Source organism: Rahnella inusitata, assembly GCF_965118895.1.
GTDB classification, from domain to species: Bacteria; Pseudomonadota; Gammaproteobacteria; order Enterobacterales; family Enterobacteriaceae; genus Rahnella; species Rahnella inusitata_A.
On sequence record NZ_CBCPJJ010000009.1, the window covers coordinates 462,124 to 481,778 of the forward strand.

The 19,655-nt window shown below is 55.7% G+C and carries 20 protein-coding genes and 1 riboswitch; of the genes, 16 read left to right on the forward strand and 4 right to left on the reverse strand.

What is annotated here, in order from left to right; genetic code table 11:
* Positions 1-8: 8 nt before the first annotated feature.
* Complete coding sequence (locus ACMHLI_RS10055) at positions 9-392, forward strand: VF530 family DNA-binding protein (RefSeq protein ID WP_112166969.1); 384 nt, start codon at positions 9-11, stop codon at positions 390-392.
* Positions 393-490: 98 nt separating this feature from the next.
* Positions 491-1,015 (forward strand): isochorismatase family protein, encoded by a 525-nt coding sequence (locus tag ACMHLI_RS10060; RefSeq protein WP_413529332.1) that lies wholly within the window; start codon positions 491-493, stop codon positions 1,013-1,015.
* Positions 1,016-1,077: 62 nt separating this feature from the next.
* On the opposite strand, the gene ACMHLI_RS10065 is transcribed toward ACMHLI_RS10060, so the two are convergent.
* Positions 1,078-1,986: a gluconeogenesis factor YvcK family protein gene (locus tag ACMHLI_RS10065; RefSeq protein WP_413529333.1), complete on the reverse strand. Its 909-nt coding sequence runs from the start codon at positions 1,984-1,986 to the stop codon at positions 1,078-1,080.
* A 258-nt stretch (positions 1,987-2,244) separates the two neighbouring features.
* Positions 2,245-2,400, forward strand: a riboswitch (molybdenum cofactor riboswitch).
* Here ACMHLI_RS10065 and moaA point away from each other — a divergent pair.
* The 6 genes from moaA (at position 2,390) to ACMHLI_RS10095 (ending at position 5,936) form a co-directional block, all read left to right on the forward strand.
* Positions 2,390-3,376, forward strand: coding sequence for a GTP 3',8-cyclase MoaA (gene moaA, locus ACMHLI_RS10070; protein ID WP_413529334.1), 987 nt, complete (start codon positions 2,390-2,392; stop codon positions 3,374-3,376). It overlaps the preceding riboswitch by 11 nt.
* 32 nt (positions 3,377-3,408) lie before the next feature.
* Complete coding sequence (moaB, locus tag ACMHLI_RS10075; RefSeq protein ID WP_413529335.1) at positions 3,409-3,921, forward strand: molybdenum cofactor biosynthesis protein B; 513 nt, start codon at positions 3,409-3,411, stop codon at positions 3,919-3,921.
* Positions 3,922-3,923: 2 nt separating this feature from the next.
* Positions 3,924-4,415: a cyclic pyranopterin monophosphate synthase MoaC gene (gene moaC / locus ACMHLI_RS10080; protein WP_413529336.1), complete on the forward strand. Its 492-nt coding sequence runs from the start codon at positions 3,924-3,926 to the stop codon at positions 4,413-4,415.
* Positions 4,412-4,657 (forward strand): molybdopterin synthase sulfur carrier subunit, encoded by a 246-nt coding sequence (gene moaD, locus ACMHLI_RS10085; protein ID WP_413529337.1) that lies wholly within the window; start codon positions 4,412-4,414, stop codon positions 4,655-4,657. The genes moaC and moaD overlap by 4 nt, the downstream gene beginning before the upstream one ends.
* A 1-nt stretch (position 4,658) precedes the next feature.
* Positions 4,659-5,111, forward strand: coding sequence for a molybdopterin synthase catalytic subunit MoaE (gene moaE / locus ACMHLI_RS10090; protein WP_413529338.1), 453 nt, complete (start codon positions 4,659-4,661; stop codon positions 5,109-5,111).
* A 114-nt stretch (positions 5,112-5,225) separates the two neighbouring features.
* Positions 5,226-5,936 (forward strand): Bax inhibitor-1 family protein, encoded by a 711-nt coding sequence (locus tag ACMHLI_RS10095; protein WP_013576373.1) that lies wholly within the window; start codon positions 5,226-5,228, stop codon positions 5,934-5,936.
* A 524-nt stretch (positions 5,937-6,460) separates the two neighbouring features.
* Here the strand turns inward: ACMHLI_RS10095 and ACMHLI_RS10100 are convergent.
* Positions 6,461-7,666 (reverse strand): multidrug efflux MFS transporter, encoded by a 1,206-nt coding sequence (locus ACMHLI_RS10100; RefSeq protein ID WP_413529339.1) that lies wholly within the window; start codon positions 7,664-7,666, stop codon positions 6,461-6,463.
* Between the two features lie 378 nt (positions 7,667-8,044).
* Here ACMHLI_RS10100 and rhlE point away from each other — a divergent pair, with 378 nt between their 5' ends.
* A complete protein-coding gene (gene rhlE / locus ACMHLI_RS10105) occupies positions 8,045-9,442 on the forward strand; it encodes an ATP-dependent RNA helicase RhlE (RefSeq protein WP_413529340.1) in 1,398 nt (465 codons plus the stop codon).
* A 57-nt stretch (positions 9,443-9,499) separates the two neighbouring features.
* Here the strand turns inward: rhlE and ACMHLI_RS10110 are convergent, their stop codons facing one another.
* Positions 9,500-10,156 (reverse strand): helix-turn-helix transcriptional regulator, encoded by a 657-nt coding sequence (locus tag ACMHLI_RS10110; protein ID WP_413529341.1) that lies wholly within the window; start codon positions 10,154-10,156, stop codon positions 9,500-9,502.
* 120 nt (positions 10,157-10,276) lie between these two features.
* On the opposite strand from ACMHLI_RS10110, the gene ACMHLI_RS10115 reads away from it, so the two are divergent.
* From ACMHLI_RS10115 to pbpG, 4 genes are all read left to right on the forward strand, one after another.
* Entirely contained in the window at positions 10,277-11,722 is a 1,446-nt protein-coding gene (locus tag ACMHLI_RS10115) for an MFS transporter (protein WP_413529342.1), read from the forward strand.
* A 58-nt stretch (positions 11,723-11,780) separates the two neighbouring features.
* Positions 11,781-12,710, forward strand: a complete 930-nt coding sequence (gene dusC, locus ACMHLI_RS10120; protein WP_413529343.1) for a tRNA dihydrouridine(16) synthase DusC — start codon at positions 11,781-11,783, stop codon at positions 12,708-12,710.
* A gap of 51 nt (positions 12,711-12,761) precedes the next feature.
* The gene (locus tag ACMHLI_RS10125) at positions 12,762-13,187 is read left to right on the forward strand and encodes a VOC family protein (RefSeq protein WP_413529344.1); all 426 of its coding nucleotides are present in this window, start codon (positions 12,762-12,764) and stop codon (positions 13,185-13,187) included.
* 300 nt (positions 13,188-13,487) lie between these two features.
* A complete protein-coding gene (pbpG, locus tag ACMHLI_RS10130; RefSeq protein WP_413529345.1) occupies positions 13,488-14,426 on the forward strand; it encodes a D-alanyl-D-alanine endopeptidase in 939 nt (312 codons plus the stop codon).
* Between the two features lie 279 nt (positions 14,427-14,705).
* Here the strand turns inward: pbpG and ACMHLI_RS10135 are convergent, their stop codons facing one another.
* Positions 14,706-15,347, reverse strand: coding sequence for an aspartate/glutamate racemase family protein (locus ACMHLI_RS10135; RefSeq protein WP_413529346.1), 642 nt, complete (start codon positions 15,345-15,347; stop codon positions 14,706-14,708).
* 270 nt (positions 15,348-15,617) lie between these two features.
* On the opposite strand from ACMHLI_RS10135, the gene ACMHLI_RS10140 reads away from it, so the two are divergent.
* From ACMHLI_RS10140 to ACMHLI_RS10150, 3 genes are read left to right on the forward strand one after another with little or no spacing between them, the layout of a single operon-like run.
* Positions 15,618-16,337: a gluconate 2-dehydrogenase subunit 3 family protein gene (locus ACMHLI_RS10140; RefSeq protein WP_413529347.1), complete on the forward strand. Its 720-nt coding sequence runs from the start codon at positions 15,618-15,620 to the stop codon at positions 16,335-16,337.
* Between the two features lie 54 nt (positions 16,338-16,391).
* Positions 16,392-18,164 carry a GMC family oxidoreductase gene (locus ACMHLI_RS10145; RefSeq protein WP_112167006.1) on the forward strand — a complete coding sequence of 591 codons (1,773 nt, stop codon included), beginning with the start codon at positions 16,392-16,394 and terminating at the stop codon, positions 18,162-18,164.
* Between the two features lie 2 nt (positions 18,165-18,166).
* Entirely contained in the window at positions 18,167-19,477 is a 1,311-nt protein-coding gene (locus tag ACMHLI_RS10150; RefSeq protein ID WP_413529348.1) for a c-type cytochrome, read from the forward strand.
* The last annotated feature ends 178 nt before the right edge of the window (positions 19,478-19,655 follow it).

Here is a 19,655-nt window from a genome sequence, read left to right on the forward strand (position 1 = left end):
GCTTGCTGATGACTGATACACCACAAAACCCCGGTGCGGCGAAAGATCCGCTGCACGGCGTCACGCTGGAAAAACTGCTGACAACGCTGGTGGACAACTTCGGCTGGCCGGCGCTGGCGTCGCAGGTGAACATCAACTGTTTCAAAAGCGATCCGAGTGTAAAATCCAGCCTGAAATTCCTGCGCCGCACGCCCTGGGCGCGTAAGGAAGTGGAAACGCTGTATCTGGATTTCATCGAAGGCCATCTGCGCCCGGACATGAGCCGCAGCAAACGCCGCACGCCGCTGTCTGAAGTCAAAGCGCAAAAGCCAAAAGTCAGCACCGCCAAACCGGCCGCCGACAGTCCGTGGAACGATCATCCGTTGATGAAAAAACAAGACGATCCCTCCTGATAAATTCATTGTTATCAGCCTGTGAAAAAGCTCCGCATTGTGTAAAGTGATGCAGGGCTTTTTTCATTCTTGGGTTGTGATTGTTGAGGGAAAGGATTGTGGCAGAGCAAAACGTACTGATTGTTGTGGATATGCAAAATGGTGTGTTTGAATCCGAACGGTATGATCGTGCCGGACGTGCTGCACAGATTAATCAGATGATCGACCGGGCAGGGCAGGTCATCTTCATCCAGCATGCCGAGGGGGAGATGACCGAAGGCAGCGCGCTGTGGGATGTCTTACCGGAGCTGCATCGCCCGGATGGTGCAATTTCTGTCACCAAAACCGCCTGTGATTCCTTCTACCGCACAACACTGGAATCTGTTCTCAAAGAGCTGGATACCACGCGTTTCACAATTTGTGGCTGCGCCACCGATTATTGCGTCGACACCACCATCAAAATCGCGGCCAGCAAAGGCTACGCGGTGACCGTGGCGTCCGATGCGCATACCACCGGCAACCGCACCCACGTGACCGCGCAGCAGCTGATCGCTCATCACAACGAAGTCTGGGAAGGGCTTTCTGTGCCGGGCAATCCGGTATCGGTGAAAACGACCGCGCAGATTTTAGCGGACTGGCAATAAGTCAGAGCCTGCAAAAATGACAAAGGCCGCATTGCGCGGCCTTTGTGTTATGGGGGCAGGCGTTACTGCATCTTTTGCAGCGCTTCTTCCAGCGCCATGCGCAGCATTTCGCGATCATGACGGTACGGAATGTCGCTGGCTTCCAGCGGGCTTTGAATAATCAGATGTTCAGCGGCGCAGTTGCCGACCTGCACTTTCGGCCCGACGATTGCCGCATCGGCACGACGGCCAATGCGTTTTTCGATCATGTCCAGCTTGTTGTCCAGCGTCAGCGAGGCGGCGGCGACGCTCAGCTCTTTCCCCAGATTGCCAATGTAAACAATGTGCGCGCGGCTGCGGCGCAGGGCGGTGGTGAGATCGTTCATCAGCAACAGCGGCATCAGGCTGGTGTAGAAACTGCCGGGCCCGATCAGTATCAGATTGGCTTCATCAATCGCCTGGATCGCCTCGCGGGTTGCGGGCACCTGGGGTTCCAGCAGCAGTTCGCGTGGCGTTTTTTGCAACTTATCGACATTCACTTCGCCGTGCACACGTTTGCCGTCTGCATCAATCGCCGTGAGATCTACCGGATCTTCAGACATCGGGATCAGCTCCGCGTCCACTTTCAGCAGGCTGCGCACCAGATTGATCGCTTCCAGCGGTCGCACGGTCAGGTGATCCAGCGCGCGCAGCATCAGGTTGCCGAGGTTGTGTCCGTCCAGTTCGCCCTGACCGCTGAAACGATATTCAAACATCGCTGAGGCCAGACTCGGTTCAGTGATCAGCTGGTTCAGGCAGTTGCGCATATCACCCCACGCAATGCCGCCCACTGAACGGCGGATGCGGCCGGTCGAACCGCCGTTATCCGTTGTTGTCACGATGCCCGTCAGTCGTGGGCCCAGCGAAGAGAGCGAAGACATCACGCGGCCAAGCCCGTGGCCTCCGCCGAGTGCCACCACCCGATCGAGGTCAGCGAGAGTACGATTGCGCATAAGTTTCCTTGTAAGACGGGGGAGCACGGGAGGCTGAAATTTTATCCGGGGATTTTACCTAATTTTGCAACAGGATGTTATCAATTAGCCTTCCTGAAACACTTTTTCTATATCGCCGCTTTTATCGTTGAAAATGCAGCGTTTTGCATTGAAAAGTCGTTATATATCAAAATGCATAACGAAAACCACCTTGGCGATCCGGACTTTACGGCGTTAGAATATGCGCCGTTACCCGAATTCATGGCTTCTGCAAAGAAAGAAATGGATCAACTCCTAGCCTTTGCCCCTAAGTTGCTTTCTGACGATAGTCCCACAGAAACAATATGGTGCTCTGGCCGTGACGAACGTCACCAGGGTGCATGGCAGAAATGCCCGCATCTCCCGTATTTGGAAAGGTGTAAAGGTGCTTCAACTTACTGATGCTTTTGCCCGCAAGTTTTATTACTTGCGGCTGTCGATCACCGACGTGTGCAATTTTCGTTGCACCTATTGTCTGCCGGACGGCTACAAGCCGCACGGACACAGCAATAAAAGCTTTCTCTCGCTCGATGAAATCCGTCGGGTCAGCCGCGCGTTCGCTCAGTTAGGAACGGAAAAAGTGCGCCTGACCGGTGGCGAACCGTCGCTGCGCCGCGACTTCTGCGAGATCATCGCCGCCGTGCGCGAAAATCCCTCAATCAAAACGCTGGCGGTGACCACCAATGGTTATCGCATGGCGCGTGATATCAGCAAATGGCGCGATGCCGGGCTGACCAATATCAACGTTAGCGTCGACAGCCTCGATGCCCGCCAGTTTCATGCCATCACCGGGCAGGACAAATTCCGTGAAGTCATGGAAGGCATTGATGCCGCGTTTGACGCCGGTTTCAGCAAGGTAAAAGTCAATACCGTGCTGATGCGCGACGTGAATCACGCCAGCCTCGGCACGTTCCTTGACTGGATCAAAACTCGCCCGATTCAGCTGCGTTTCATCGAACTGATGGAAACCGGCGACGGCGGCGATCTGTTCCGCAAACATCATGTCTCCGGCGAAGTGTTGCGCGAACAACTGGTGCGTCAGGGGTGGCAGTTGCAGATCCGTTCGCGCAGTGACGGCCCGGCACAGGTATTCAGTCATCCGGATTATCTCGGCGAAATCGGTCTGATCATGCCTTATGAAAAAGATTTCTGCGCCAGCTGTAACCGCCTGCGCGTCTCTGCCATCGGCAATCTGCATTTGTGTCTGTTTGGCGAGCAGGGCATTCCTCTGCGCGATTTACTGTCCGACGATATGCAGCAGGAAGACCTGATGGATCGCATTCAGGGCGGCCTCAGCCGTAAAAAACAGACTCACTTCCTGCATGAAGGCAATACCGGTATTACTCAGAACCTGTCGTTTATCGGCGGGTGAAACCGGCACCAAAGGGTTTAAGGAGCAAACTGATGAGCAAGGCCAGCAAAGAATTTTTGCCGTTATCCGTGGCTGTCATGACGGTGTCCGATCGCCGTACCGACGCGGAAGATACCTCCGGGCATTACCTGAAAGAGGCGGTCACAGAAGCCGGGCATCACGTCGTCGCACAGCAAATCGTGAAAGAAAGCATTTACAGCATCCGTGCGGTCGTATCCGCGTGGATTGCTGATGAAAAGATTCAGGCGATTTTGATTAACGGTGGCACCGGTTTTAACGTCGGCAACAACACACCGGAAGCCCTGAAGCCGCTGTTCGACCGCGAAATTGAAGGCTTTGGTGAACTGTTCCGCATGGTGTCCTTTGAAGATATCGGCACCTCGACCATTCAGTCTCGTGCCATCGCGGGCATCGCCAATCAGACCGTGATTTTCGCCATGCCGGGTTCCACCCGCGCCTGCCAGACGGCCTGGGATAACATTATCGAAGCCCAGCTCGACGCCCGTCAGGGCCCGTGCAATTTCACTCCACATTTGAAGAAATAAGCATGTCAGAACTTACTCATATTAATGCTTCCGGCGATGCCCACATGGTGGACGTCTCCGGTAAAGCCGAAACCGTGCGTGAAGCCCGCGCCGAAGCCTTTGTCGAAATGGCCGAAAGCACGCTGGCGATGATCATCAGCGGTAATCACCACAAAGGCGACGTGTTCGCCACCGCGCGCATTGCCGGTATTCAGGCAGCGAAGAAAACCTGGGATCTGATCCCGCTGTGCCATCCGCTGTTGCTGACCAAAGTGGAAGTGAACCTGGAAGCGCAGCCTGAATTTAATCGTGTACGTATCGAATCCCGCTGTCGCCTGAGTGGTAAAACCGGCGTCGAGATGGAAGCGCTGACAGCGGCATCCGTCGCCGCGCTGACGATTTATGACATGTGCAAAGCCGTGCAGAAAGACATGGTGATTGGCCCGATCCGCCTGCTGGAAAAAAGCGGCGGGAAATCCGGTGATTTTAAGGTGGAAAGTAAGGCGGAAGCATGATCGAGATTTTATTCTTCGCGCAGGTGCGTGAAATTATTGGCACCTCAGCGCTGCAACTGCCGGCAGAATTCCCCACCGTTGACTGCCTGCGTAACGCCCTGACGGCACGCGGCGACCGCTGGGCGCTGGCGCTGGAATCCGGCAAATTGCTGGTGGCGGTGAATCAGACGCTGACCGATATGGCGCATCCGCTGAAAGCGGGGGACGAAGTGGCGTTCTTCCCGCCGGTTACCGGAGGCTGAGATGGATCAGACCAAAATTATTGTTGATGTCGCGCCGTTCAGCGTTGGCGATGAATACAACTGGCTGGCGCAGTCTGACGCCGACGGCGCGGTGGTGACCTTCACCGGCAAAGTGCGCAATCACAATCTGGGTAATCATGTCAGCGCATTAACGCTGGAGCACTATCCGGGCATGACCGAGAAAGCGCTGGCAGAAATTGTCGCCGACGCCCGTACCCGCTGGCCGCTGCAACGGGTTTCGGTTTATCACCGCGTCGGACCGATGTATCCGGGCGATGAAATTGTGTTTGTAGGCGTCACCAGCGCGCACCGCGGAATGGCGTTCGAAGCGACTGAATTCATTATGGATCACCTGAAAACCCGTGCGCCATTCTGGAAACGCGAAGCGACCGAAGAGGGCGACCGCTGGGTTGACGCCCGTGACAGCGATAAAGACGCGGCAGCGCGCTGGTAAATCGCAGTTCAACCGCACGCAAGCCTCCCATGCTTTTTGCATTATCTGTGATACGCTTAGAAGATCGGGAGGCTGTGTTGGCCTCATTTTTCCTCCATGCAAAAGGTAATCATCATGGATCGATATCCACGCAGTAATGGTTCAATTGTTGAACGCGCGAATACCGGCATTCAGGCCTACATGGCGCAAGTCTATGGCTGGATGTTCTGTGGTTTGCTGCTGACCGCATTTGTCGCCTGGTATGCTTCCGGCTCTGAAAAAATCATGAGCTTTGTGTTCTCCAGCCAGATTACGTTCTTCGGTTTGATCATTGCGCAACTGGCGCTGGTCTTCGTGATTTCAGGCATGGTGAATCGCCTGAGCGGCACGGTCGCGACCGGTCTGTTCATGCTCTACTCGGCGCTGACCGGCCTGACGCTGTCCAGCATTTTCCTGGTTTACACCGGCGACTCGATCTTCGGGACGTTCATTGTTGCCGCCGGTATGTTTGGCGCGATGAGTGTTTACGGTTACGTGACCAAGCGTGATTTAACCGGCATTGGCAGCATGTTGTTCATGGCATTGATCGGCCTGGTGTTGGCTTCACTGGTCAATATGTGGCTGAAAAGCTCTGGCCTCGCGAACATTATTTCTTATGCAGGTGTGCTGATCTTCGTCGGTCTGACCGCTTATGACACCCAAAAGCTGAAGAACATGGGCGCGCAGTTGTCTGCGGATGACCGCGATAATTTCCGCAAATATTCGATTGTGGGCGCGCTGACGTTGTATCTGGATTTCATCAACCTGTTCCTGATGCTGTTACGCATCTTCGGCAACCGTCGTTAATCGGTTTTTGATGGCAAATTTGAGAGGGGCGCTGAAAAGCGCTCTTTTTTTATGCCATTGCCGGGCATAGAGCGGCTTTTTATAGCAAATTCAAGGTCAAGACCTTGGGCTGCCGCCCAAACCGGCCCAAAGGACGCGTAAACGCGCGCCCTCTGGACTCCCCCGTTTTTTAAAACACGTGCCGTGCAGACGGGCTATGTTTCAGCTGCTTCAACTCTTGCCGCAAAATCCCGCCGCTGTGCGGTTCCCTCGGTGCGGGTTACAACCCGCGCAAACAGACGCGCGGTTTTCCACCTCTTCCTCGGCGTGATTTTTGAACGCGGCCAACTCTTTTTCGGTCACAACTTCACCGGCTCGGATCATTTCAAAAAATCAAAACCACTCGTTCGGCTCCCTTCCCTTCGAGGGAGAGGAGCAAAGCAAAGCGGCTCAACCTTCTTTGTGGGCAGACGCCCACGGTATTGACCTTGAATTTAACTTGAGCTTTGAAGCCGCTATTGCAGCGGCCTCCTGCAATCCAAATTCTACGGGATTCTGACTCTCCCCGTCGGCACCTGCCGGAAACTCCACCACACCTGCACCGTGTTAAATAACACCAGTATTGCCGTGACGATAAACACCCAGCGGAACCCCAGCACCGCCGAGGCGGTCGAGCCTATCAGTGGCCCGATAACATTCCCCAGATACATGAAGGACTGGTTATAACCAAAGATCCGGCCGGTGACCTGATCGCTGCTGTATTTAATCAGCAACGCCTGCACGGCAGGCATCAGCGCACCGTCGCCGAAACCGAGCATGAAGCGCAAAATGCCGAGCTGGGTCGGGGTGTTGATGAGCGCCATCAGGCAGAACAAGATGAAGCAAAAGACCAGCGCGGCGATGAGCACACGGTGCGCGCCGATGCGATCGCCGAGTTTGCCGAGTTTCGGCGCAGCCATCAGCGCCGAGACCCCCGGAACGGCGGCGATCACGCCGCTGATAAAGGCGATATTACTGGTGTCCGAAGAGAGTTCGCGGATGAACAGTGTAAGGATCGGGCTGATGGATCCATTGGCCAGCTGAATCATCATGGTGGTTACGAACAGGCTGACGATAAGCCACGGATAGGGCAGCGTAGTGAAAACCGCTTTGCCGCTGAGCCGGTTGGCTTTGGTTACCGGCACCACGCGCTCTTTGATCAGGAATAACGTGATGAGAAAGCTGATAAACAGCATACCGCTGGTGACGAAAAATACCGTGCGCAGGCCGAGGTGATCGGCCATGAAACCGCCGAGCAGCGGGCCGATGATAACGCCTGACACCTGACCGGTCGAGAGCGTGCCGAGCGCCCAGCCACTTTTATCCCGCGGTACCTGCGAGGCGACCAGTGCCATGGCATTCGGGATATAACCGGAGGTTAATCCCATCAGCGTGCGCAGAATGAACAGCTGCCAGACGTTGGTGGCAAAGCCCTGCAACATCATGACAATCGCCATGCCCAGCGCCGCGCGCAGCAGCATTAACTTGCGGCCTTTGCGATCCGCGAGGCTGCCCCATAACGGCGCGACGATGGCGGAAACCAGAAATGTGCCGCTGAAGACCAGACCGGACCACAAACTGAGGGATGCGTGGTCGGTGACGCCCAGCTGTTCAATATAAAGAGGTAAAAAAGGCAGGATTTGACTCATCGCCATGCCGGTGAAAAAACACCCCAGCCAGACGGAGATTAAATTGATTTTCCAGGTTTCCATGTCGCTGCGGTATGGCCTTAATGGAGTGAAGAGGGAGCTGTCGCAAGCATAGCAAGTGAATACCGAGAGGGGGACGCAAAAAGTGGGAACGTATTGATGAGGTTTATAATTGATTATCCTGTATCAAGGTTTGGGACTATGACCGCAGATTATCCGGTCACAATTTTTCGCCCGCGTCTGTGATTGTCATCACTGGTTACAGGGCAACAGGAGATAATTTCACGCGTAGCGGCGTTCTGTGCTATTATCGCCCCAACTGGCGCACTGCAGTTTGTGCCGAATCCTCGTGGTAATGCCTCATTTGCCTCGTCTGATCATCCACTCTTGAAACTGCACCGAACCCCGTTCGGGTTAGAGTGGACTGGAGCTTTTCCTTATATGTCATTTGATTCCCTCGGCTTAAGTGCCGAAATTTTGCGTGCTGTTGAAGAACAGGGCTATCGCGAACCTACGCCTATCCAACGTCAGGCCATCCCTGTCGTGTTGCAAGGTCGTGACCTGATGGCGAGCGCGCAGACCGGTACCGGTAAAACCGCTGGTTTTACCCTGCCGCTGCTGAATATGCTCAGCCATACCAATGCGCAATTCAAAGGACGTCGCCCGGTTCGTGCGCTGATCCTGACCCCAACCCGCGAACTTGCGGCACAAATCGGCGAAAACGTTCAGGCTTACAGCAAGTACCTGACCTTACGTTCGATGGTGGTGTTTGGCGGTGTGAGCATCAACCCGCAGATGATGAAACTGCGCGGTGGTGTGGATGTTCTGATCGCAACGCCTGGCCGTTTGCTGGATCTGGAACACCAGCGTGCTGTTGATTTATCTCAGGTAGAAATTTTAGTGCTTGATGAAGCTGACCGCATGCTCGACATGGGCTTCATCCACGACATCCGTCGCGTGCTGGCGAAACTGCCTGCCAAGCGTCAGAATCTGCTGTTCTCCGCGACCTTCTCTGATGAGATCAAAGGCCTGGCGAGCAAGCTGCTGACGAACCCGGCTTCTGTGGAAGTCGCGCGTCGCAACACCGCGTCTGAGCAAATTGATCAGACCGTTCACTTTGTTGATAAAAAACGCAAAAGAGAACTGCTGTCCCAGATGATTGGCGAAGGCGACTGGAAACAGGTGCTGGTGTTCAACCGTACCAAACACGGCGCGAACCATCTGGCTGAGCAGCTGAATAAAGACGGCATCACTGCCGCCGCTATTCACGGCAACAAAAGTCAGGGTGCGCGTACCCGTGCACTGGCCGATTTTAAAGCCGGTTCCGTCCGCGTACTGGTGGCGACCGATATCGCCGCGCGCGGTCTGGATATCGACATGTTGCCGCACGTTGTGAACTACGAGCTGCCAAACGTACCGGAAGATTACGTTCACCGTATCGGCCGTACTGGCCGTGCAGAAGCCACTGGTGAAGCGGTTTCTCTGGTGTGCGTCGATGAACATAAACTGCTGCGTGACATCGAGCGTCTGCTCAAGCGTGAAATTCCACGCGTTGCACTGCCGGGTTATGAGCCAGATCCAAGCATCAAAGCAGAGCCTATCATCAATGGCCGTCAGGGCAGCGGTGGCGGCGGCGGTCGTGGTGCTCCACGTCAGGGCCAGCGTCCGGGCGCACCGCGCTCCGGTGCTCCACGTTCAGGCGCTCCGCGTCCGGGCGGAAGCAGCGCACGCAGCGGCACCTCAGAAAACCGTGGCACCGGTGAAAACCGTCCGGCCCGCGCGCGTCCTGCACATGCAGGCCAGCGTCGCAGCGGTCCTGCGGGCAGCGGCAACAAGTAAGCTTCTCTCAGTCCCAGACTAAACCGCCTTCACCGGCGGTTTTTTTTCGCCTGTTTTTTAAGATTCAGGGCTGACCACATAGGCGCAGCGGCGCGCGCCCTGCAAAATGTGCTCGGTACGTTCGACGTGTGCTTCCAGCACGCTGCTGAACACATCGCGTTCAGCACGGCAGAAGCCCTGACAGGTCGCCGCCGCCGCGCAAATCGGGCAGTGGTTTTCCACCAGCAGATAACTGCCGTCTTCCTGTGGTGTCCAGTCGGCCATATAGCCTTCGCGGGTGCGGATTTCCGTCAGCCGTTGCAGCCGGTCTTCCAGGCAATCGGCACCGGCCATCGCCTGCCGGTAATTTTCCAGCGTCAGGTTTTCCCGCGAGGTGATCAGTTGTTCCAGCGCCGAATCACCCAAAGAAGTGCGGATCAGCTGTAAGAGTTGTACAGTCAGATCGGCATGCGCATCGGGGAAGTGCGCGTGGCCCTGCGCGGTCAGCTGCCAGAACTGCGTCGGACGTCCGACGCCCTGCGACACGGATTTGGCTTCCACCAGACCGTCTTTTGCCAGCTTAACAAACTGCTGACGCGCCGCTTCGCCGGTGGTACCCAGCAGATGACCGGCGTCGCTGGCCTGTAATTCCCCACGGGTTTTGAGTAACGTCAGGATGTGCTCAGCGACGCTTTGCCTGATATCATTTTTATTTTCCAAGTCACTGCTTGACATATTACCTCGTCGGGTTCTAGATTACGTAAAACATATTCCAAGTAATTTCTTGTTTTAATCATACCACAACCACAACGCGCTTCAATGCGTGGAAAGAACAAACCAAAGGGATGCAGAGAAATGTCGGAAAGTCAGAGCGGGTGGAAGGATTTATTCAGCGCAGAAAACCGGGGGAGTGCGATCACCCTGAGTGCCGGAGTCGCGCTTTATGCCACCAACAGTTACATCGTGATCACAATTTTGCCGTCGGTGGTGCAGGATATCGGCGGGCTGGCGTGGTACGCGTGGAACACCACGCTGTACGTAGTCTGTTCCATTCTTGGCTCGGCACTCTCTGCGCGGCTGATGCGCAGCGCCGGACCGCGCGGCAGCTACCTCACCGCCGCGGCCATTTTCATTGCCGGTGCCGCTATCTGTACCGCCGCGCCGAGTATGCCGGTGCTGCTGCTCGGACGGGCGTTGCAGGGGCTTGGCGGCGGATTCCTGTTTGCGCTCTCCTACGCGATGATCAATCTGCTGTTTAAAGAATCGCTCTGGCCGCGTGCCATGGCGCTGATTTCGGCGATGTGGGGCATTGCGACGCTGGTCGGTCCGGCGGTCGGCGGTATCTTCGCCGAACTTCATGCCTGGCGCTGGGCGTTCGGTTTACTGCTGCCGGTCACCGCCTTCTTCTGCTTCTGGGCCTGGCGGTTGCTGCCGAAATCCCAACGCGACAAGCAGCCGGAAGAGCCGCTGCCGTGGATGCAACTGGCACTTCTGACCGGTGCGGTGCTGGTAGTCTCGGCGGGGAGTTTATCCACCTCCGGCCTGATCAACCTGCTCGGTTTTGTGATTGCAGTAGTGATGATGCTGATTTTACGTCATCGCGAATTTACCGCCGATGTGCGCCTGCTGCCGCGTAATGCGCTGCGGACTTCATCGCCGCTGTACGGTTTATATCTGGTGATGACGCTGCTGATTATCGGCCTCGGCTGTGAGCTGTTTGTTCCTTATCTGCTGCAACATCTGCATGGCCAGACGCCACTGGCCGCCGGATACATTACGGCCGCCGCTGCGGCGGGCTGGACGCTCAGCGAAGTTGCCAGCTCCGGCTGGACAGGTCGCCGGGCAGATAATGCCATTGTCTTCGGGCCGCTGATCCTCGCCGCCGGTCTGCTGTTGCTGCTGTTCACCGTGCCGGTGGCTTTCGGGATGCCGTGGCTGAACATCAGCGGCGTGGTGCTCGGGCTGACGCTGGCCGGTTTCGGTATCGGCCTCGGCTGGCCACATCTGCTGACCCGCGTATTGCAGCAGGCGCCGGAGGAAGACCGTGAAAAAGCCGGTGCGTCGATAACCGTAGTGCAATCCTTTGCTGCCGCGCTGGGTGCGGCATTAGCGGGCACCGTGGCGAACTTTGCCGGGGTGAATCAGGGGGATGCCGGTGCATCGAGCGCCGCATTCTGGATGTTCCTGTTATTCACCGTTCCCGCTTTGCTGTCCGTCTGGATTGCATGGCGTTCGGTGAAAGCGCGGCGTTCGCAAAGCGTCACGGAGAATCGCTTAAGCCGTGATTTGTCACAGGGGTAATTGCCGGAAGACGGGCCTTGCGGTACTCTTGCGCGTCATTTTTAAGGGTTGAACTGCAATGCGCGTATTACTGGCTCCGATGGAAGGTGTACTTGATCCCCTGGTTCGTGAACTTCTGACCGAAGTGAACGACTACGATTTGTGCATCACTGAGTTTGTGCGTGTGGTCGATCAACTGTTGCCCGCCAAAGTCTTCCATCGCCTGTGCCCCGAATTACATCACGACAGCCGCACGCCTTCCGGTACCCGCGTTCGCGTGCAACTGCTCGGGCAATATCCTGAATGGCTGGCTGAAAACGCCGCCCGCGCCGTCGAACTGGGGTCTTACGGCGTCGATCTCAACTGCGGTTGCCCATCAAAAATGGTCAACGGCAGCGGCGGTGGCGCAACGTTGCTCAAAGATCCGGAGCTGATTTATCAGGGCGCGAAAGCCATGCGCGCCGCCGTGCCTGCGCATCTGCCGGTTACGGTGAAAGTGCGCCTCGGGTGGGATTCTCTCGATCGTAGCTTTGAGATTGCCGATGCGGTGCAACAGGCTGGCGCGACGGAGCTGGCGGTGCATGGCCGCACCAAAGAGGACGGCTACAAAGCCGAGCGGATCAACTGGCAGGCGATTGGTGAAATCCGTCAACGTCTGAGCATTCCGGTGATTGCCAACGGTGAAATCTGGGATTACGCCAGTGCGCAGGCCTGCATGCAAATTACCGGGTGCGATGCGGTGATGCTCGGGCGCGGCGCGCTAAATATTCCCAATCTCAGCCGGATGGTCAAGTACAACGCGCCACGGATGCCGTGGTCGGATGTCATGACCATTTTGCAAAAATACACCCGCCTCGAGAAGCAGGGGGACACCGGTTTGTACCACGTCGCCCGTATCAAACAGTGGCTGGGATATTTGCGCAAAGAGTACGCCGAAGCGACAGAGTTATTTACTGAAGTGCGCGTGTTGAATACGTCGAAGGATATTGCCGAACGCATTAACCGGTGATTTCCTTCCCTGGCTTCTCCACGCGGCAACGCTTAAAAATGGAGAAGTATCATGGAAAACAACGATATCGGCCTGAGCCACATTGCCTTTGCTGTAAAAGATCTCGATGCGAGCATCGCGTTTTATCAACAATTCGCCAACATGAAAGTCATCCACCGGCGTGGAGAGCGGGGCACAAGCGCCCGACCCGTCGCGTGGCTGAGCGACATGACCCGCCACTTCGCCATCGTTCTGGCGGAAGACCCTGAGTCCAGAGATACCCAACTCGGCCCATTCGGCCACCTCGGCGTGGCCTGCGTGTCGAAAGAAGCAATGGATGCCAAACTGGCCGAAGCCCGCACCGCAGGCGTTCTGCGTCAGGAACCCACCGATTCCGGCGCACCCGTAGGCTACTGGGCTTTTCTCGATGATCCCGACGGCAATACGCTCGAACTTTCGTACGGGCAGGAGATCGGTTATCTGATTGAAAATCAGTAATTCACAGTGTCAGAACAACAGGGGAGCCGGTTTAAGCTTCCCTTTTTTATCTTTTTCTGACGCCTTCACCTGTTCGCCAATGACAGCCGTCAGCTGAAACCGGCGCTGTAAATTTCTGAGTATGGCTTTCTTCGTCACGCAAGTGCTCGCTTACTCGCCAAACCCGAGTCTGCGGGGCTTGAGTGACAGACTTTGTGACAAATAGATTTGCAAATTGCGAGTGCTAAGACTATTCACCTAACTTATAATTCGGCGGCTGTTTCGACATGAATTTATGACAACTTTCTTAAATACAGAGCAATGCATGTGAAAATCCGTCTTTTAGTTCTGAGCTTACTCGCCTTAAACACCGGCATGTTGTCTGCCCCTGCCGCCTTTGCTGCAAAGCAAGAGCAGGCTGTCGCCCCGATTGTTCAAATTGCTTCCGGCAGCGCTATGGTGGTTGATCTTAAAAGCCACGAAGTGATTTACTCCCGAAATCCTGATGAGGTGAGGCCGATTGCCTCCCTGACTAAACTGATGACCGCCATGGTGACGCTGGATGCGAAATTGCCGCTGGATGAAGTCATTAATATCGATATCAGTAATACCCCTGAGATGCGCGGCGTGTTCTCCCGCGTGAAACTCAACAGTGAAATTACCCGCCGTCAGATGATCCAGTTGGCGTTAATGTCCTCAGAAAATCGTGCGGCAGCCAGCCTGGCTGCGCATTATCCGGGCGGTTACGGTGCATTCATCAAGGCCATGAATGCTAAAGCTAAATCACTGGGTATGACCCATACCCGATATGTGGAACCGACCGGTTTGTCGCCGCGCAACGTCTCGACGGCGCGTGATCTGACCCGCCTGCTGCTGGCTTCTCAGCGCTATCCGCTGATTGGCGAACTGAGCACCACCTCGGAAAAAACCGCGGTGTTCAGCCATCCTGCTTATGCCTTGCCGTTTCGAAATACCAACCATCTGATCATGAATCCGTCGTGGAGCATTCAGCTGACCAAAACCGGCTACACTGATGACGCCGGGCACTGTCTGGCGATGCGCACTACGATCAACGGCAAACCGGTGACACTGGTCGTGATGGATGCTTTCGGGAAATTCACCGCCTTTGCGGATGCCAACCGTCTGCGCACCTGGATGGAAACCGGCAAAACCGTGCCTGTTCCTCAGATTGCGAAAAACTACCGTAAGCAGAAAGATCAGCAGAAAACCCAGCCAAGTGTGGAAGAAGCGCAGGACTAGTTCGCACTTGGTATCAAAACGAAAAGTCCGGCGCAGAGGCCGGACTTTTTCGTTTATGCAGGGAAACTTTTTCAGACGTAACAATCAGAAAATCAGTTTAAATACCCCGGTCAGGGTGAGTAAGCCGACGATAAAGATAATGGCGATAATCCACAGAATAATTTTCATGTTTTTTCCTTAATTCTCTCTTAGCCTTCACCGGCCCGCGCAGCTAAGCCGATGATATTTCACCTTGAGTATAGACACTCTTGCCATTTTCGCCTGCCCGATGCCTGCAACTTATGCCTCCGGTTTGGCAACTACCGCGCGCAGGCCACATACCGGGCTGGTCAGCGGCACGCCGGTTTGTGTCAGCTCCGCGGCACCGGCCATCGACGCCTGCGCCAATACCACGCAGTTTGCGCCCTGACGATAAGCCGCATCAGCGGCGGCGGCAACGGTCTGTAAATATCCCGCCAGATTTCCCTGTTTGAATTTCTCCCACGCGCCGTTTACCAGACGCACCTCAAGGGCCGCCTGCGGATGCTGTTCTGCCTGCTCAAACAGCGTTCGTGTTGGGCCGAGCGTGGTTTCCACTGCGCAGAGCACCACGACGTTTCCCGGCGTCTGCATCGCCTGTGCCGCCAGCGCCTGATCCACGCGCAAGACCGGCGCGGCGCTGCTTTCGTTGGCAAGCGTAGCCGCCGCGCCGAGCGTTGAGCAGGTCAGCAATACCCGGTCGGCGGTTGCCGCCAGATTCACCAGTAAATCCGCCGTCTGCTGGCGCAGTTCAGCCGTCAGCCCTCCGGCACGTTCCGCCGCGGCGAGTAAATCAGGGCGCGAGAGATGCGTAATTTCATGATGCATAAGCCCAAGCTGGCGGGCGGCGTTGTCGAAAACGGCAATATTGCTGTCTGCCGTGTGTAAGCAGGTGATGCGCATGGTGGTCTCCGGGGGAAAGTCTTCGCTCTTACGTTAACGGTTTGTTGAGGTGTTGTGGAGGGCGTTTTGCCTGTAACTATTTGTTACTTAGTGTGCTAACTCACTACGAAAATCATAATGCATTGATATTTATTAAATAAAATATGAACCATATGGTTCGAAATATCTTACTTTCATCTAACATCTTCGTATAATCTCCGTCACATATTCAAAGCCCACGTCCCTTTTGTGGGTACGCCCCGCCACAGTGCGTTAACAAGGAGAATTATCGTGAAACGCAGACATTTTCTGACCTCGATGGCCGTGCTGCTGTTCAGCACCGCGCTGAAGGTTAAAGCCAAAATCTTTTCGGGCGGCATGCCGTGGATTGTTCACTCGGTACGCCCGCCAAAACCCGTCGTTGCAGGGGAATGGACCTTCTTCACGCCGGATGAGGTCAGCCTGATTGAAACCCTGGCTGACCGCATTATTCCAGCCGATGAGCTGAGCATTGGCGGTAAAGAGGCCGGTTGCGCGGTGTTTCTTGACCGCCAGCTGAGTGGTGATTACGGCAACGCGGTGACGACCTACCGTCTCGGTCCGGTGATTCAGGATGGTCTGCCACAGGCGGGGCCTCAATATAAAGACACGCCTGCCGAGCGCTACAAACTCGGTCTGGCGGCACTGAATGACGTCGCCAAAGCCCGCAACAGCGGAAAAAACTTCACTGAACTGACCGGCATTGAGCAGGATGATTTACTGCGCCGCATCGAGTCCGGCGAGATCCCGCTCAGCGGCGTAAACGGTCCACTGTTTTTTAACATGCTGGTGCAAAACATGCGCGAAGGCTTCTTCTCCGATCCGCTTTACGGCGGCAACAAGGATATGGCGAGCTGGAAGATGCTGGGTTTTCCCGGTGCGAAATATGACTTCCGCGATGTGATCGACCGTCGTGGTGAAGATCTGCACATCGAACCCGTCAGTATGCTGACCCGATACGAAAAATCATAAAAAGCCGTCCGTAAACGGCACGGGCATTTTGAGATCCTCAGGAGCACAAGAAAGATGAGCAATAAACGTGAGAAGGTCGATGCAGTAATCGTCGGCCTCGGATGGGCCGGTTCGTTGATGGCGAATGAGCTGACGCTGGCGGGGCTGAATGTCGTGGCGATTGAGCGCGGCTCATGGCGCGACACCAGTAATGATTTCCCGACCACCATTGATACTGACGAGCTGCGTTTCGTCAGCCGCCGCGCGATCATGCAGCCGACGGCGGTGGAAACCCTGACGTTTCGTAACAATCCTATCCAGCAGGCGCTGCCGCTGCGCGAATTCAACACCTATCAGTTCGGCATGAACGTCGGCGGTGCGGGCACCCACTGGAACGGCATGACCTGGCGCTTTCTGCCGTACGATTTCCAGAGCTACAGCCAGACGGTGGAGCGCTACGGCAAAGAGAAATTCCTCGACGGGATGCAGGTGCAGGACTGGGGCGTCACCTATGATGACATCGAACCTTTCTACGACAAATTTGAACGCTACGCCGGGACGTCCGGTAAAGCGGGCAATATCAAAGGGCAGAAGATCGAAGGCGGTAACGTGTTTGAAGGCCCGCGCAGCCGCGATTATCCGCTGCCGCCGCTTAAGCGCACCGAGCTGTCGATGATTTTCGACAAAGCCACCCGTGAGATGGGCTATCACCCGTTTGCTGTACCGGCGGGCAACACTTCCGGCGCGTATACCAACCCGCTGGGAGTGAATATGGCGCCGTGCACCTACTGCGGCTACTGCGAGTTCTTCGGCTGCGGTAACTGGTCTAAGAGTAGCCCGAATGCCTGCATTTTGCCTGCGGTCATGCAGCGCCCTAACTTCACGGTGATCACTGAATCTGAAGTGCTGCGTGTCAATAAAGCCGCCGACGGCAAAACCGCCACCGGCGTGACCTTCATCGGCAGCGATGGCGTGGTGTGGGAGCAACCGGCGGATATCGTGGTGATTTCTGCTTACCAGATGGACAACGTGCGTCTGATGCTGCTTTCGGGCATTGGCCAGCCTTACGATCACAAAACCGGCGAAGGCGTGGTGGGGCGTAACTATGCCTATCAGACCGTGTCCGGCGCGGGTTTCTTCTTTGAAGATGAAATGATGAATCCGTTCATCGGTGCCGGTGCATTGTCGCAGGCGATTGACGATTTCAACGGCGACAACTTCGATCACACCGGTCACGATTTCATCGGCGGTGGTGTGGCGCTGGTGCACTCCACCAATGGCCGTCCGATCGGCTATTCCAATAACGTCCCGCCGGGCACGCCGCGCTGGGGTGCAGACTGGAAAAAAGCGGTCAAACACAGCTATCAGAACTACAACAACGTTTATTGCATGGGGAACAGTTACCCGCACCGCGATGTGTTCCTCGATCTCGATCCAGACTATAAGGACCGCCACGGCCAGCCTCTGCTGCGTGTGACCTTCGACTGGATCGAAAACGATAAGCGCTCCGGCAAATTCATGGCCGACCGTTCGGAAGAAATTGCCCACGCGATGGGTGCGAAAACTGTCGTGCGTCAGGAACCGACGGCGAAACCGTTCTCGCCGATGGACAACCTTTCTTCGCACACCACCGGGGGGGCGTGCATGGGCGACAATCCAAAAACCAGTGCCGTAAACCGCTATCTGCAAAGCTGGGATGTGCATAACGTCTTTGTGTGTGGGGCATCGGCCTTCGCCAATAACGGCGGATACAACCCGACCGGTACTGTGGGCGCGCTGACGCTGTGGGCAGCGGAAGCCATCAAAACTCAGTATCTGAAATCTCCAGGTCCGCTGGTGAGGGTTTAATCATGAGCGTGAAGAAAAAATTTGCGGTTCTTGTGGGCGTGGTCGCCCTTGGCGGCCTGGTTTTTGTCGGTTACAAAATTGGCCACAATTCGATTCAGTCCGGAGAATTTCAGGCACCGGCTGCGGCGACGATGATCGGTAAAACCGCTATCGAACGGGGTAAATATCTGGCGCTCGCCGGTGACTGCGTTGCCTGTCATACCGCGCCGGGCGGCGGTAAACCTTTTGCCGGTGGTTACGGCCTGAACACGCCATTTGGCACGATTTACGCCACCAACATCACATCGGATAAAGAAACCGGTATCGGTGGGTGGACCGATCAGCAGTTTATTAATGCGGTGCGAAATGGCAAGGGTATCAATGGCGAAAATCTCTATCCGGCAATGCCTTACAACGTTTACGCCAAAGTCAGCGATCAGGATCTGAAAGACATTAAAGCCTACCTGGACCAGGTGCCAGCGGTGCATTACGATGGCCCGAAAACTGACCTGCCGTTCCCGTATAACATTCGCCTGATGATGTTCGGCTGGAACCTGCTGTTCCTCGATACCGCACCGTTTGAAGCGGATCCGGCTCAGTCGGCGGAGTGGAACCGTGGCGCGTATCTGGTGGAAGGGCTGGGGCATTGTACGTCGTGTCACACGGCGAAAAATCCGCTGGGCGGCGATAACTTTGGTGTGCATTTGCAGGGCGGTGAATTGCAGGGCTGGTTTGCCCCGGAAATTACCGGCAATACCCGTCAGGGCATTGGCGACTGGGGAACAGACGAGGTGGTTCAGTACCTGAAAACCGGGGCTAACGCCCGCACCGTGGCTTCCGGGCCGATGGCCGAAGCGGTGACCAACTCGCTTCAGCATCTGTCGGATTCCGATCTGCACGCCATTGCGGTTTACCTGAAAAGTTTACCCGGCAGCAAAGATGCGTCGACGCCACTGGCGGCCAGCCCGGCGATGACCAGTGGCAAGGCCCTCTACGCGGATAACTGCGCGGCCTGTCACCAGAATTCCGGTGAAGGCGTACGCAACATGGTGCCGGCGCTGAAGGGTAACAACGGGGTGCAAGCCAGCGCACCGACCAACATCCTGCACGTACTGATGAACGGCGGGCAGGGAGCTGCAACGGCCAGCAATCCAACCAGCGCCGACATGCCTGAATTTGGCTGGAAACTGACCGACAGGCAGATGGCGGATGTGAGTACCTACATCCGTAACGCGTGGGGCAATCAGGCCCCGGCCGTCAGCGAGGAAGAAGTTACACAGGCGCGTAAAACTCAGGGCGGTGCAATGGCGCTGCAGAACCCGCAGCATCACTAAACTGCTTTCACCGTTAAACTGAAGCTGTAACTGAGCCCCGTAAGGGGCTCTTTTATTTGATATTTATTGGTTTGGTCAATGCAAATTTCGCAGGTATAGATACATAAATATTCGTGTATTAAACGAGTAATAAATTGATTTGAGGTGGATATTCATACAGTGCAAACTGCCTGCAGAT

What these genes read in the sequence shown, in the direction of transcription:
- ACMHLI_RS10055 (WP_112166969.1), top strand. Translation starts at nt 9, where the DNA reads ATGACTGATACACCACAAAACCCCGGTGCGGCGAAAGATCCGCTGCAC.
- ACMHLI_RS10065 (WP_413529333.1), bottom strand. Translation starts at nt 1,986, where the DNA reads ATGCGCAATCGTACTCTCGCTGACCTCGATCGGGTGGTGGCACTCGGC.
- moaB (WP_413529335.1), top strand. Translation starts at nt 3,409, where the DNA reads ATGAGCAAGGCCAGCAAAGAATTTTTGCCGTTATCCGTGGCTGTCATG.
- moaC (WP_413529336.1), top strand. Translation starts at nt 3,924, where the DNA reads ATGTCAGAACTTACTCATATTAATGCTTCCGGCGATGCCCACATGGTG.
- moaD (WP_413529337.1), top strand. Translation starts at nt 4,412, where the DNA reads ATGATCGAGATTTTATTCTTCGCGCAGGTGCGTGAAATTATTGGCACC.
- moaE (WP_413529338.1), top strand. Translation starts at nt 4,659, where the DNA reads ATGGATCAGACCAAAATTATTGTTGATGTCGCGCCGTTCAGCGTTGGC.
- ACMHLI_RS10095 (WP_013576373.1), top strand. Translation starts at nt 5,226, where the DNA reads ATGGATCGATATCCACGCAGTAATGGTTCAATTGTTGAACGCGCGAAT.
- ACMHLI_RS10100 (WP_413529339.1), bottom strand. Translation starts at nt 7,666, where the DNA reads ATGGAAACCTGGAAAATCAATTTAATCTCCGTCTGGCTGGGGTGTTTT.
- rhlE (WP_413529340.1), top strand. Translation starts at nt 8,045, where the DNA reads ATGTCATTTGATTCCCTCGGCTTAAGTGCCGAAATTTTGCGTGCTGTT.
- ACMHLI_RS10110 (WP_413529341.1), bottom strand. Translation starts at nt 10,156, where the DNA reads ATGTCAAGCAGTGACTTGGAAAATAAAAATGATATCAGGCAAAGCGTC.
- ACMHLI_RS10115 (WP_413529342.1), top strand. Translation starts at nt 10,277, where the DNA reads ATGTCGGAAAGTCAGAGCGGGTGGAAGGATTTATTCAGCGCAGAAAAC.
- dusC (WP_413529343.1), top strand. Translation starts at nt 11,781, where the DNA reads ATGCGCGTATTACTGGCTCCGATGGAAGGTGTACTTGATCCCCTGGTT.
- ACMHLI_RS10125 (WP_413529344.1), top strand. Translation starts at nt 12,762, where the DNA reads ATGGAAAACAACGATATCGGCCTGAGCCACATTGCCTTTGCTGTAAAA.
- pbpG (WP_413529345.1), top strand. Translation starts at nt 13,488, where the DNA reads ATGCATGTGAAAATCCGTCTTTTAGTTCTGAGCTTACTCGCCTTAAAC.
- ACMHLI_RS10135 (WP_413529346.1), bottom strand. Translation starts at nt 15,347, where the DNA reads ATGCGCATCACCTGCTTACACACGGCAGACAGCAATATTGCCGTTTTC.
- ACMHLI_RS10145 (WP_112167006.1), top strand. Translation starts at nt 16,392, where the DNA reads ATGAGCAATAAACGTGAGAAGGTCGATGCAGTAATCGTCGGCCTCGGA.
- ACMHLI_RS10150 (WP_413529348.1), top strand. Translation starts at nt 18,167, where the DNA reads ATGAGCGTGAAGAAAAAATTTGCGGTTCTTGTGGGCGTGGTCGCCCTT.